Below are 14,793 nucleotides of genomic sequence, written 5' to 3'. Positions count from 1 at the left end.
CCGGATCGGCTGGCACAGGACAGGCGCGTGCTGCGCAGGGCACCGATGGCCAGGGCCGCTGCGCTGATTCTCGCCAGCGGCGGCATCTGGAGCCCGGCGCAGGCGCAGCAGGCCTTCAGCAGCGCGTGGTTCGCCGCCAAGGGCGCGGCGCAGAGCACGGCACAGCAGACCGGGCGCCTGCCCAACGGCATGCCGGTGTCGGCGCTGGCGAGCCCCACGGCGCAGCAGCAGCAGGCCAGCGCCGAGCTGCAGCGCTCGCTGGCCAACCTGGGCACGGCCGCGCAGGGCATCGCGGCGATGCAGGCCGCGCAGGCCAGCGCGCGCGCGGCGGCTGCGGCGGCCAACGCCACGGTGCCGGACGGGCTGGCCGAGGGCGGCCTGAAGATCGACACCAACAGCCTCACGCAGGGCTGGGTCAACGCCAATGCGCCGGCGCAGACGGTGGCCGACGGCAAGACCACGGTGGCGATCCAGCAGACCGCGGACCGCGCGGTGCTGAACTGGGAGACCTTCAACGTGGGGCGCAGCACCACGGTGGATTTCAAGCAGCAGGCGGACTGGGCGGTGCTGAACCGGGTCAACGACCCGCAGGCGCGGCCGAGCCAGATCCAGGGGCAGATCCGCGGCGACGGCACGGTGATGATCGTCAACCGCAACGGGGTGATCTTCAGCGGCACCAGCCAGGTGGACACGCGCAACCTGGTGGCGGCGGCGGCGCGCATCAGCGACGGGCAGTTCAGCAGCAACGGCATCTACGGGCTGAACGGCACCACGCCGAGCTTCACCGACGCGCTGGGCAAGGTGGAGGTGCAGGCCGGGGCGCGCATCGCCACGCGCGCGCCGGCCACGGTGACGCAGGGCGGGGGCTATGTGCTGCTGCTGGGCGGGGAGGTCGGCAACGCGGGCACGATCGCCACGCCGCGCGGGCAGGCGGCGCTGGCGGCGGGCGACAGCTTCGTGATCCGGCGCGGGGTGGGCACCGACGGCAACACCACGTCGACCACGCGCGGCAACGAGATCTCGCCGCAGTTCGTGGCCAGCGGTGGCACGGGAAGCGCGGGCAAGGTGGCCAACAGCGGGCTGATCCTGGCCCCGGAGGGTGACGTGACGCTGGCCGGGCGCGACGTGCAGCAGCTCGGGGTGGCGGTGGCGACCACCACGGTCAACACGCGCGGCACGGTGCATCTGCTGAACTCGGCGGCGGACACGCAGGGGCGGGTGACGCTGGGGCCGGGGGCGGTGACGGCGGTGCTGATCGACGACGACGGCAAGACCACGGCGCTGGACAGCCAGCGCGACGCGCTGATGCAGGACTCGGCGGCGCAGGACCTGCTGCGCGCGGGGGCGGCGTCGGGGCTGTTCGACAACCTGTCGAAGCTGTCGGACCGGCGCGACCAGTCGCGCGTGGAGATCGTCAGCGGGGGCGACGTGCTGTTCCAGGGCGACTCGCTGACGCTGGCCACGGGCGGGCAGATCGCGGTGAGCGCGACGGGGCGCAGCTTCGTGGCGAACCGGGCGCAGCTGGATGTGTCGGGGGCGGTGGGCGTGGCGCTGGCGATGGACACCAACAACGTCAAGATCAACGTGCAGGGCAACGAGCAGCGCGACGCGCCGGGCAACCGCGACAGCGGGAACCTGCTCAATGCGAACGTGTGGATCGACCGGCGCCGGCTGGTGTACGTGCCGGCGGGCGTGGGGGGCTACGCGACCGAGCGCTGGTACACGGGAGGCGGGCTGCTGGAGGTGGGCGGCTACCTGGGCAACCAGGGGCACCGCATCGGCGAGTGGGCGGCACAGGGCGGCACGGTGACGCTGGGCGGCAAGGAGGTGGTGACGCAGGCGGGCTCGTCGATCAACCTGTCGGGCGGCAGCCTGGACGTGCAGACGGGGTATCTGAAGCAGACCTGGTTCAAGGCGGCGGACGGGACGCTGACCAAGGCCGACAACGCGCTGGCGGGGGTGTTGTACACGGGGGTCTACACGGGCTTCGACGACGAGCACCCGCGCTGGGGCAAGACGGCGACGCAGTCGTACGCGAGCCCGCTGATCGCGCCGCAGCAGGTGCTGCAGAACGGCTACACGGTGGGGCGCGACGCGGGTCGGCTGCAGGTGAGCGCGCCGACGGCGGTGCTGGAAGGCGAGGTGGTGGCGCGGGTGTTCAACGGGGCGCAGCAGACGCAGGCGCGCGCGGCGGGCCTCGCCGACGGCTACAAGCAGGGGCAGTACGCGGTGGCGCAGGCGGGCGGGCTGGCGCTGGGGCAGTACACGGGGCCGGGGCGCACCGGGGTGTTCACCAGTGAGGTGAAGATCGGCACCGAGGTGGGGGTGACGCCGGGCATGGGTGCGGCGGATGCGCTCGACCCGCAGCGGCAGAACACGGTGTGGCTGGACGCGGGGATGCTGAACGGGTTCCAACTGGGCGTGCTGGACCTGGCCAGCGGCGGGCGCATCGTGGTGAGCCAGCCGCTGGTGCTGGCCGACGGCGGCCAGCTGAGCCTGGTGGCGCCCAAGGTCGACATCGATGCCAACCTGACGGCGCACGGCGGCAGCGTGACGGTATCCAACGAATTCACGCGCGCCGGTGATCGCTATCCCGGCGCGCTGATGGCGGCCGATGGCACATCGAAACTGACGCTCGCGGCAGGCAGGACGATCGACGTGCGCGGAGTGTGGACCAATGCGCGCATCGATCCGGCCAGACTTGCCGGGCTTGCCTATGTCAATGGCGGCAGCGTTACGATCGACGGCTCGCAGGACGTGACCATCGCCGCCGGCAGCGTGATCGACGTGTCGTCCGGCGCGGCCATCCTGGCCAGCGGCAAGACCGTGGGCGGCAAGGGCGGCAACGTCACGCTGATCGCCGGCGACGTGTCCGGCGGCACCAGCGCCGTGACCGGTAATCTGGTGCTGGACGGTGCGATCCGCGCGGCCGGCGTCAGCGGCGGCGGCACGCTGACCTTGTCTTCGCCGAACAATGTGCTGGTCGGCGAAAACGCCTCGCTGGCCGGCGGCGTGCTGGCCGCCGGCACGCCGGCGCCGCTGCGCATGCAGCTCACGCAGCCGCTGACCATTGCCGCCGGGCAGCCCTTGCCCTTCACGCTGACGGAGGTGCACAACACGCTGCCGCTGGACGTTCCGGTTCCCGTCGACATCGCGGTATCGGGCGTGCCCGCCATCCCGACCGCGGCAGACTGGGTGGTCCCGAGCGGGATGAGCCCGTTGAATGCCAGGGATGGCAATGGCAACATGGTCTATTACTTTCCCGGCCAGCGGATCCCGGCGGGAACGCTCATCACCGGGGTGGCCGGCCTGGGCACGATCGCGGCCGGTACGGTGATTCCCTCCAGCGTCTTCCCGCAGGGCCTGCCGATCACCCCCTACAACCTTGTCTATGCCACCGGCTCGGTGCAGGCGCGGGACATGATCTACCAGGCCGGCACGGTGATTCCACCGGGCACGGCCCTGCCGCAGACGGTGTCGGTGGCGCCGGCCCCGGCGCTCAGCCCCGCGTTCTTCCGCGCGGGCTTCTCCAACTACGACATCAATGCCGGGCTGGGCATGCTGGTGGCGGGCTCCGCCATCGCGCCGGCGATGCCGGTGTACCGCATCACCGCCGACAGCCTCATGGCGCCCTCGGGCAGCGATCCGTCCGCGGCGATGTCCTTGTGGCTCCCGCCGCTCTATGCCGAGCATCCGCAGAGCGCCACGCTCACGCAGCGCGGGGGCGCCAGCCTGACGCTGCGTTCGCAGACCCGCAGCGCGAACGGCGTGCTGATAGGCGGCGGGTCGATCGTCATGCAGAAAGACGCCTCGATCACCGTCGATCCGGGGCAGGGCATCAAGATCGACGCCACCGGGCAGATCGATATCGAGGGCAGGCTGACGGCGCACGGCGGCAGCATCAGCCTGCTCAACGAAGCGGACGGCTCGCTCGACGCCCTGCGCAATTTCGATGCGGCCGGGGTCGGGCGCGGCGTGTCGGTGTGGGTCGGCCCGAGCGCCAGGCTCGATGTCTCGGGCCAGGCCTACGCAGCGGTGGATGCCCAGGGGCGCCGCTATGGCACGGCCATGGATGGCGGCACCATCAAGGTGAGCGGGGGCACCGCCTTCGTGGTGGTGCGCCCGGGCGCCGAGCTGGGCGCCGATGGCACCCGCGTCGTGGTCGATGCGGGCACGGTGGACACGCGCGCCGCGCCGGGCGGTGCCGTCACGCTGGCGAGCAATGGTGGCGCCATCTCGCTCGATTCGCTGAGCGGGATCTACCTGGACGGCACCTTGCACGCCGTCAGCGGCGGAGCCGGGGCGAGCGGCGGCAGCCTGTCGATCGCGCTGCTTACGCCCTATTTCTCCAACCTGGGCGGCGTGCTGCCGGCCAACGTCCTGGTGCCGAGCACCATGAGCGTGGTGCAGGCACAGCCCGCGCCGTCGCTGCCCGCGGATCTCGCCGCGGGCACCAATGCCGCCGCGCTGGCCCTCGGCCGCGCCACCGTCAGCGCGGACGCGGTCAAGGCCGGCGGCTTCGACGCGCTGGCGCTGAGGTCCGGCGACTACATGCAGTTCTCGGGGGATGTCTCGCTGGCGCTCGGCAAGAGCGTGTCGCTGACGGCGGGCGCGTTCACCTCGGGGCCGGTGCTGGCGGCGCCACCCGATGCCTCCACGCCGCCGGCAAGGGGCAGCGTGCGCATTGCCGCGCCCTATGTCCTGCTCAGCGGGGTGCCGGTCATCGTGCCGGACGGCAACAGCAGCGGCACGATCGGCAACCCGCTCGCCGCGGCGGCTCCGACCGTCGCCACCTTCGAAGTCGATGCGAAGCAGATCGATATCCAGGGGCTGCTGGCCTTCTCGGCCGACATCGCCCACTACGATAGTTCGATCTTCGGCTTCGTCCACACGCCGTCGCCCGGCTTCCGCACCACCCGGCTGGCCAGCCAGGGCGACATCCGCTTCCTGCCCACCACCGTCGACCAGGGCACCACGCTGGCCAGCGCCTGGGACATCGACCTGCAGGCCGCCCAGGTGTACCCGGCCACCAATGCGAGGGCCACCGTCATCGCGGGGCAGGGCAATACAAGCAATGCGGGCAATGCGGGCGATGGCGGCTACGTGGCGAAGCTGACGATCGGGCGCACCACGCCGGACGTCCCGGACGCTCCCTTGTCCGTGTTCGGCAGCCTCACTTTGCTGGCGCCGATCATCGAGCAGGGCGGCATCGTGCGCGCTCCCTTCGGCGCCATCACGCTGGGCAACCACTTCCCGGCGACGCAGCGGGTGGACCTGCTGCCCGGCAGCCTGACCTCGGTCTCGATGGCAGGCCTGGCCATCCCCTATGGCGGCACCGTCGACGGCGTGACCTACAGCTACGGCGGCACCAGCGTGCGGCCCCTGGACCTCACCGGTTTCAGCGGCAACACCACCTTGCGCTCCGGGGCCGGGATCACGCTGGACGCGCAGGCCGTCAACGTGCAGGGCGGGGCGACGCTGGACCTCTCCGGCGGCGGCACCCTGGCCGGCGCGGGCTTCGTCTCGGGCCGCGGCGGCTCGGTCAACATCCTTACCACGCCGCTGGTCAATGCCAACCCGGCCACGCCGCTGAGCAAGGCGAGCGACAAGGTCTACGCCATCCTGCCGGGCTATGCTTCCGGCTACGCGCCGGCGGCGCCGGAGAACGGCGCCGGCGACCCGGCCATCGGCCAGCAGATCACCGTGGGCGCGGGCGTGCCCGGCCTGCCGGCGGGCACCTACACGCTGCTGCCCTCCAACTACGCGCTGCTGCCCGGCGCCTACCGGGTGGAGCTCGGCGCGGGCAGCGGCAAGCCGCCCGGCGGCGTTGCCGCGATCGGCAACGGCACCTATGCCACCGCGGTCCAGAGCGGTATCGCCAACACCGGCTTCCGCAGTGCCTTGCCGCTGACGGCGCTGATCACGCCGGGCTCGGCGGTGCGCCGCTACGCGCAGTACAACGAGCAAGGCTACGCCGATTTCTTCACCGCCAGCGCGGCGCAGTTCGGCGGCCTGCGCCCGCTGCTGCCGGGCGACGGCAAAGTCCTGCAGATCAGGTTCGAGCAGCCGATCTCGCAACCGGGCATGGCGGCGCTGAGCTTCGCGGGGACGGCGCGGCTGCAGGGCGACGCAGGCGGGATCGACGGTTCTGTGGCCCTGGCGAACGTGGGCGAGATCGTCGCGGACGCCGCCACGCCGGGCTTCAACGGCGTCTCGGTGCGTGCCGCCGACCTGAATGCGATCGCGTCCCCGCGACTGCTGGTCAACGGTACGGTGGGCGTGGTCAACGGCACGCTGATGTTCCAGGGCGGGCAGGACCTTGCCATCCGCGACGGCGTCACCCTCCAGGGCGGCGAACTGGTGCTGGTCGGCGGCAATATCGGCGTCGGCAACAACGTGACCCTGAGCACCATCGGCCAGGGCCGGGCGCCGTTCGACTCGGCCTCCACCGGCATGGGCTACTCCACCGGCTACGGTACCTCGGTGCTGGCGCTGTCCAACGGCCGGCTGGACTTTCTCGGTTCGCAGGGCACCGGCGCCATCACCATCGGCGCCGGGTCGCAGCTGTACTCGGAGGGCACGCTGGCGTTCGCCACCAACGGCGGGGTCAATATGGACGCGGGCGCCCGCTTCGGTTCGCGCAATATCGCGCTGGCCATGAACACCGTCAACGTCGGCAGCAGCGCCGACATCGCCGCGGCGGGCGCCCCGGCCGGCCTGCAGTTCGACCAGGCGCTGTTCAACCGGCTGGTCAGCGGCGATCTGCCGCGGGGCGTGCCCGCGCTGCAGACGATCACGCTGGGCGCGTCCAGCGCGATCAACGTGTTCGGCAGCGCCGGCCTGGACGCCACCGGCACCGGCATCAACCTGGTGCTGAACACGCCCGCGCTCTACGGCTGGGGCGGGGCCGGCGACCATGCCACCATCGCGGCCGGCAGGATCACGTGGAACAGCATCGCCGGCGCCACGCCGCCGGCGCTCGCGGCCGGTGGCCCGGGCACGGGCCTGGGCACGCTGGACCTGGTGGCCAGGGAGATCGACCTGGGCCAGTTCCTGTCGCTGGACAACGCCAAGGTCAGCCGCACGGTCTATGGCTTCGGCAACGTCAACCTGAAGGCCAGCGAGAAGATCGTGTCGGCCGGCAACGGTTCGCTCTTCGTCTACCAGGCACCGAGCACGGACGCCGGCGCCGTGTTCGGCCAGAGCGGCAGCGGCGGCAACCTGACGCTGGCGACGCCGCTGCTGACCGGCATGCAGAAGTCGATCATGGCCTATACGGCGGGCGGGGCGCTGAACGTGGTGGCGCCGCCGGGCCAGGCGCCGAGCCAGGCGGTCTCGACCGTGGCGGGCGCGGAGATCGACCTGGGCGGCGACAGCGTCGCCATCGGCAGCACCATCCTGCTGCCGAGCGGCAAGCTGGTGGTGAACGCTACCCACGATATCGCGCTGGACGCGGGCAGCCGCATCGACCTGAGCGGCCAGCCATCGACCATCCAGCGGGCCACGGTCTATGGCTTCGGCGGCACGGCCAGTTTCCACAGCGCGCAGGGCGGCGTGGTGCAGGCCGGCGGCTCGCTGATCGACGTCTCGGCCACCCATGCCAACGCCGGCGAGATCACGATCGATGCCGGCAACGGGCAGGTCGCGCTCAACGGGACGCTGAACGGCGGCGCGACCGAGGGCCAGGCCAGCGGCGACTTCAATGCGCGGGCCGGGACGTTCGCCGACTTTGCCGGCCTCAATGCCGCGCTGACCCGGGGCGGCTTCTTCGATGCGCGCAGCTTCACCGCCAGGCAGGGCGACCTGGTGGTCGGCGACGGCGTGAAGGCGCACCAGGTGTCGATCGCGACGGACGGCGGGCAGTTGACCGTGAACGGCACCATCGACGCATCGGGGGCGGCCCCCGGCACGATCCGGCTGTCGGCCGGCAAGGGGCTGACGCTGGCAGCGGGCGCGGTGCTCGACGCGCACGGCACCGTGCTGCAGATGGACAGCTACGGCCAGCCGATCGAGGCGAAGAACCGCGGGCATGTCGAACTCACCGCCGCCGGCGGCACCCTGTTGCTGCAGCCGGGCGCCATCATCGACCTGTCCACCCCGGATGGCGTGGCCTATGGCGATATCGTGCTGAACGCGCAGCGCGTCGGCGCGACCGTGGCCAGCGCGACCGGCGCGGGGGCTCCGGCCAATGCGACCGGCAACGATGTCGCCATCTCGGCCGCCGGACCGCTCACCATCCGCGGTGCGCGCAGCATCCTGCTGAACGGCTTCGCCACCTATGCGAACGCGCCGGCCGATCCGGGCGATGCCAACGGCCAGGTCATCACGCAGGGCTGGCTCGATCTGGTCGATCGGGACAGCCAGCTCTTCATGGCCGGTGCGCTTGCCAATGCCGCCCTGCAGGGCCGCCTGGCGGGGCTGTCCGCCTATGGCAGCGCCCTGCACCTGCGCCCGGGCGTGGAGCTGGTGAGCGCCACCCCGCAGGGCAACCTGACGGTATCCGGCGATATCGACCTGGCCGGCTATCGCTATGGGCCCGGCGCCGACCGCGATGCCACGTCCGCCGCCTATGGCGCGGGTGAGCCGCTGGCCCTGGTGATCCGCGCCGGCGGCAACCTTGCGGTCAAGGGCAGCATTTCCGACGGCTTCCGGGCGGTCACGGGCAAGCCGGCGATCTATGACGGTATCCTGGATATCACCAACAGTGCCGAGTTCTCCCTCCAGGATGGCTACTGGGGCACGCCGGGGGCCAGCTACGTCGCGTCGAAGGACGTCTACCTGATGACGAGCTGGACGGTGCCGAACGACGACTTCTACAACTACCTCGGCGGCCTCATCGGCACGGATGGAACCATCTACTACGTCGGCGACACGATTCCCGCCGGCACCAGGCTGTCCGCCTCGGACGGCCTGCTGTTCGAGGCCGGGATCCCGCTGCCGGGTGTCGCCACCACGCTGGTCAGCAATGGCATGCCGGGCGCGCCGGCCGCGTCGGCCGCGGCGACCATGCTGGCGGCCGGTACGTCATCCGCGTCGCTGCGCCTGGTTGCCGGCGCCGACCTGGCCGGCGCGGACCAGCGCGCCTTGCAGACCGTGCGCGCGCTCAACGGCGGCGGCAATCTGACCCTCAACGATCCGAGCTACAACGCGTCCCTGAACGGCACCTTCTTCAGCGTGCTGCGCACCGGCACCGGCAATCTCGAATTGCTGGCCGGCGGCAGCTTCAGCGAGGCCACGCCCTACGGCGTCTACACCGCCGGCACGCAAGCGGCGCCGATCCTGGCAGCGGATGGCAGCAATCCCTACGACATCATCGCCATGCGGGGCGCCGGCCTGCACGCCTGGTACCCGGAGCATGGCGGCGACCTGCTGCTCATGGCCCAGCAGGACGTCACGGGCCGCGTGCAGATCGCCGACAACAATTCCCGCTATGTCGATTCGGACCTGAGCGGCAATTGGCTGCGGCGCCAGGGCGGCGGCGCGTCCGCCGATCCCACCGCGTGGTGGATCAACTTCGGTTCCCTGACGCAGACCGCCAGCTGGAAGGTGGATAGCTCGATGACCGGCTTCCAGGGGATCGGCACCCTGGGCGGCGGCAACCTGACCGTGATTGCGGGCCGCAATGCCGGCCTGACCGGCGGCGGCTCGACCGCGCTCGATCTCGCGGTGGCCTCGACCGGCCGCGTACTGGCCGACGGCACCGTGGTCGCCACCGGCGGCGGCGATCTCACGCTGAAGATCGGCGGCGGACTCAACGCGGTGTTGCCGAATACCTCCGTCCTGCCGCCCGACTACTATGGCGCGATCACGAACCTGCGCGGCGACATCAATGTGAATGCCGGCTCCATCGGTGCGCTGACGGTCGTGCAAGGCGGCTCCTTGTTCACGTCGTTCGATCCGCGCGCGGTCGAAGCCAACGTCTTCGAGCGCTCGACGAAGACGCCCGGCCCCACCTTGACGCCGGGCGACGGCGTCGTCAATGTCTCCGCGCGCGGAGACCTGGCGATCGCCGGCGCCGCCGATGCCGGCATGGGCAACGCGGTCGACCAGGCCGGCATTCCCTATCTGCTGCGCAATGCGGACGGCAGCACGGCCCTGGTTCCGACTGGCGGCTTCTCCGCCTTCACCCTCTGGACGCCGGCATCGGCGATCCGGCTGTATTCCGCCGGTGGCGATGTGGCACCGTTGCAGGGCGGGGTCTTCGGCAACAGCCTGTCGAACAGCAACGGCTTCTATCCTGGCACGCTGATCGTCGCGGCTGCCAACGGCGACATCCGTTTCGCCGAGCCCTTGGCGGGCCTCACGTATCCGGTGCTCGAACTGGTGCCGTCGCCGCGCGGCCAGCTCGAGCTGCTGGCGGCGGGCTCCATCTACGGGTCCAGCCAGGTGGTGGCCATGTCCGGCGCCGGCATGAGCACGCTGGCGACGCCCTTGCGCCCGATCTTCGAAACGTCGGTCAATGGCGGCGGCACGAACAATGCCAGTCCGACCTCGGCCTATCTCGGCTTTACGCGCAGCAGTCCGATCGCGTTCGGCCCGGACACGCCGCTGGGAAATCTCCATGCGGGGGATGACCTGCCGGCGCTCGTCTATGCCGGCAAGGATATCGTCGACCTGACGCTCGGGCAGGTACAGAACCCGCCGCCGGGGTTCGGCCCCGGTTCCTTCCAGCCGTTCCCCACCACCTGGTACGCCGCCGCCAAGCCGTTCCAGGTCATCGCCGGCCGCGATATCGTCGGCACGGGTACCACGGCGAGTACCTTCTTGAACCTGGATGCGGGCGACATCACGCTGATCCAGGCCGGCCGCGATATCTTCCGCCAGTCGGTGACGATCGCCGGGCCGGGCCTGCTGCAGGTCCAGGCCGGGCGCAACCTGTACCAGGGCTATGACGGCTCGCTGACGAGCGCGGGCGACGTGGTCAACGTGTCGAACAAGTCGGGCGGGGCCGGTATCACGGTGCTGGCCGGCGTCGGCGCGAACGGCCCCGACTACGCCGGCTTCGCCCGGCTGTACTTCGATGCGGCGAACCAGCTGAACGCCGGCACGCCGCTGGCGGGCAGCGGCAAGGTGGCGCACACCTACGACACAGAGCTGCTGGCCTGGCTGCGGCAGCGTTTCGGCTACCAGGGCACGGCCGCCGCCGCGCTGGCCTATTTCCTGGCGCTGCCCGGCGAGCAGCAGGGTGTCTTCGCGCGGCAGGTCTATTTCCAGGAGCTGCTGCTGGGCGGGCGCGAGTACAACGATCCGGCGAGTTCGCGCTACGGCAGCTACCTGCGCGGGCGCGAGGCGATCGCGACGCTGTTCCCGGGCGCCGACGCGCAGGGCAGGGCGATCGCCTACCAGGGCGACATCACCATGTTCAGCAGCATCACGGGCTCCAAGACGGTGAATGGCCAGGCGGTACCCGTGACGACGGACGCCGGCATCCACACCAACTTCGGCGGCGGCATCCAGATGCTCAATCCGGGCGGCAAGACCCTGGTCGGCGTGGAAGGCGTGCCGGCAGGGACCGGCGCCGGCCTGATCACGCAAGGCTCGGGCGACATCGCCCTGTACTCGAAGGGCAGCATCCTGCTGGGCCTGTCGCGTGTCATGACCACCTTCGGCGGCAGCATCCAGGGCTGGTCGTCGGACGGCGACATCAACGCCGGCCGGGGGGCCAAGACGACCGTGCTGTACACCCCGCCCAAGCGCGTCTACGACGCGCTGGGCAATGTCACGGTGTCGCCGAACGTGCCGTCCTCGGGCGCGGGCATCGCCACGCTGAGCCCGATCCCGGAGGTGCCGCCGGGCGACGTGGACCTGGTGGCGCCGCTGGGCACCATCGACGCGGGCGAGGCGGGCATCCGGGTCTCGGGCAACGTCAACTTTGCCGCGCTGCAGGTGGTGAACGCGGCCAATGTGCAGGTGCAGGGCAAGTCGACCGGCCTGCCGGTGGTGGCCAGCGTCAACGTGGGGGCGCTGAGCAATGCCAGCGCGGTGGCTTCCCAGGCGGCGGCCGCGGCGCAGGATGCGATGACGCGCGAGCGTGCCGCGCAGCGCCAGGGCCTGCCGTCGATCTTCACCGTGCGCATGCTGGGCGGCGACGTATCGCCGGCCGCAGACGGCGAGCGCAGGCCGGCAGCGGGGCTGCAGTCCGGCATGCCCTATCGCTACGACCCGTCGAGCCCCGTGCAGATCGTCGGTCTCGGCGGCAAGGTCGACCCCCGGCTGTGGGCGCGCCTCAGCGACGACGAGCGCCGCCGCCTGCAGCAGGCGGCCGAGCCGGCGCACTGAGGCCGCCAGCGTCATGGTCCCGGCGAAAAGCGCCGGGAGGGGCGCCGGGAGGGGCGCCGGGAGGGGCGCAGGGCGGGGCTCAGGATCCGGGCCGGATCAGCGGGGACGGCGGCGGTGAAGCGGCGGGGCGCTGCGGCGTGACCGAGGTGCCGAAGGTATTGCCCATGCGCTGGGATGTGGCCGACCAGTTGAACACGCCGAGCTGATTGCCCGGCCGCTGGGCGATGGCTTCCGACTCCGGTTGCCGCGGCGGCCTGGCGCCCGCCGCCGAGGCGGCGGGCTTGAGCTTGTCGGTCAGGCAGTCGTAGGACGGCGAGCGCATGCCGTTGACCTCCACCTCCACGCAGCCGGCCGCGTGCCCTGCCACCTCTTCCCGTGTTTCCAACTCCCTGGCGGCGGGCGCGGATGCCGCGCCGGCCGCCAGGGCGGATCCCGCCAGCGCCGCGCCGATGGCGCAATGCCGCCAGCCCTTCCCCGTTCGCTTGATCATCGCGTCCTCCATGGTCATGTCGATGCCGGCTTCCAGCATAGGCCAGGCGCCGTGTTCCTGCAGCGAGCATGAAATCTTCGTGACAAACGCTAGGCAGTGCGACGCCAGCCCGTCTAGATGGCTGTGCACGACGTCGGCACGGTTGCGGGCCGGCGTTGCGGGAAGCGGCTTCTCCAGTGGATCCCGGTGGCCCCACGGCGGCAGTGCAACGGCAATCGAACCAACAGATCAGAGTCACACAATGCGTGTCATCAGGACGAATCGGCCCTGGCTCCACTGGGCGGCCATGTGCGCGGCGACGATGGGGGCGGCCGGCCACGGCGTGGCGTCTGCGCAGGACGATGCCGCCGCCGCGGCCCCGCGCGCGGCGGCGGTGGCCGGCGCGGAGGCGGAAGCGGAGGCGGGCAAGGCGGCAGCAGGCGCCGCCGCGGAACGGAAGGTCAATATCAACGAGTACATCGTGCGCGGCAATACCGCCCTCGACGTGCGCACCATCGAGAAGGCCGTCACGCCCTACCTGGGGCCGAACCGCTCGCTCAAGGACATCGAGGCAGCCCGCGACGCCTTGCTGGCCGCCTACCAGGCGAAGGGCTACCAATCGGTCTATGTCGACCTGCCGGAGCAGCAGGTCAGCGGCGGCGTGGTCTACCTGCAGGTCAGCGAGACGCGCGTGGGGCGCGTGCGGGTGGTCGGCGCCGAGTACCACTCGCCGCGCGAGGTGCGCGAGCAGGTGCCGTCGCTGGCGGAGGGCAAGGTGCCGGATTTCAACACGGCGCAGGCCGAACTTTCGGCATTGAACCGCACCGGCGATCAGCAGGTCGTTCCCCTCGTCAAGCAGGGGGCCGTGCCCGGCACCATGGACGTCGACCTGAAGGTGCAGGACAGCAATCCGTGGCGGGCCAGCCTCGGCCTGAACAACGACCGCAGCGCCGATACCAAGCCGCTGCGGATGACGGCCACGCTCGGCTACGACAACCTCTGGCAGCTCGGCCACCGGGCCTCGGTCAGCTTCTTCGGCGCGCCGCAGGACCTGAGCCAGACCAAGGTGTGGTCCGCCTCCTATGTCGCGCCGCTCAAGGGCACCCAGTGGTCGCTGGAAGCGAACGCCTACAAGTCGGACAGCAACGTGGCGACCACCGGCGGCACCACGGTGCTCGGCAAGGGCCATGCCTTCGGCGTCAAGGGCAGTTACACGGTGCCGGACACCGGGGCCTGGTGGCATGCGTTCAGCCTGGGGGGCGACTTCAAGGACAACACCGAAGTGACGCGGCTCGGCAGCGCGGGCGACACCGTGCCGCTCAAGTACGCGCCGATCACGCTGGGCTACAGCGGCTTCTACCAGGGCGAGCGCGGACAGTACGCGCTGAACGCGGCCATCGTCACCGGCACGCAGAGCTTCTTCGGCTATGGCAGCAACGAGCACCAGTTCGATGCCAAGCGTTACAAGGCGACGCCGAGCTTCACGCTGGTCAAGGCGGACACCAACGGCACCTACACCTTCCAGGGCAATTCGCAGCTCGCCTGGCGCGTGGCCGGCCAGCTCACCGACTCCCCGTTGATCTCGAGCGAGCAGATCGCCGGCGGCGGCATGAACTCGGTGCGCGGCTACCTGTCCGCCGAGGCGACCGGCGACTATGGCGTGGTCGGGTCGATCGAGTGGCGCGCGCCGCCGATCCCGCTGCTGACGCCGTACGTGGAGGACTGGCGTGTCTACAGCTTCGTCGACGCCGCCCGCCTGGGGCTGCGCGATCCGCTGCCGGAGCAGAAGGCGCGCTTCTCGCTGGCCTCGTTCGGCATCGGCACCTCGTTCCGGCTGGCCACGCATGTGTACGGACGGTTCGATGCCGCCTATCCGCTCAAGGACGGACCGCGCACGCCGCGCCATCGTCCGCACCTGAACTTCAGCGTGACAGCGACCTACTGAGCGCCGCGGCGACGCGGCCCGAAAAAACGATCACCGCAAACGATCACCGCAAACGATCACCGCAAACGATCACCGAAATCGATCCATCAACGACTTGACC

General features: G+C 71.0%; 3 protein-coding genes. 2 read left to right on the top strand and 1 reads right to left on the bottom strand.

The features are described from left to right. Positions 1 to 27 precede the first annotated feature (27 nt). On the top strand, positions 28 to 12,279 hold the full coding sequence (locus tag BKK81_RS32360; RefSeq protein WP_197524013.1) for a filamentous haemagglutinin family protein: 12,252 nt from the start codon (positions 28 to 30) through the stop codon (positions 12,277 to 12,279). 79 nt (positions 12,280 to 12,358) lie between these two features. On the opposite strand, the gene BKK81_RS32355 is transcribed toward BKK81_RS32360, so the two are convergent. Next, complete coding sequence (locus tag BKK81_RS32355; RefSeq protein ID WP_231908159.1) at positions 12,359 to 12,808, bottom strand: hypothetical protein; 450 nt, start codon at positions 12,806 to 12,808, stop codon at positions 12,359 to 12,361. A 202-nt stretch (positions 12,809 to 13,010) separates the two neighbouring features. Here BKK81_RS32355 and BKK81_RS32350 point away from each other — a divergent pair, with 202 nt between their 5' ends. After that, on the top strand, positions 13,011 to 14,693 hold the full coding sequence (locus BKK81_RS32350) for a ShlB/FhaC/HecB family hemolysin secretion/activation protein (RefSeq protein ID WP_083384662.1): 1,683 nt from the start codon (positions 13,011 to 13,013) through the stop codon (positions 14,691 to 14,693). The last annotated feature ends 100 nt before the right edge of the window (positions 14,694 to 14,793 follow it).

Origin of the sequence: Cupriavidus sp. USMAHM13 (assembly GCF_001854285.1) — a bacterium.
In the GTDB taxonomy this organism is placed as follows: Bacteria; Pseudomonadota; Gammaproteobacteria; order Burkholderiales; family Burkholderiaceae; genus Cupriavidus; species Cupriavidus malaysiensis.
This window is presented reverse-complemented; position numbering and strand designations above follow the sequence as displayed.

Coding starts and splice junctions, on each gene's coding strand:
- BKK81_RS32355 (WP_231908159.1), bottom strand. CDS start 12,808: ATGCTGGAAGCCGGCATCGACATGACCATGGAGGACGCGATGATCAAG.
- BKK81_RS32350 (WP_083384662.1), top strand. CDS start 13,011: ATGCGTGTCATCAGGACGAATCGGCCCTGGCTCCACTGGGCGGCCATG.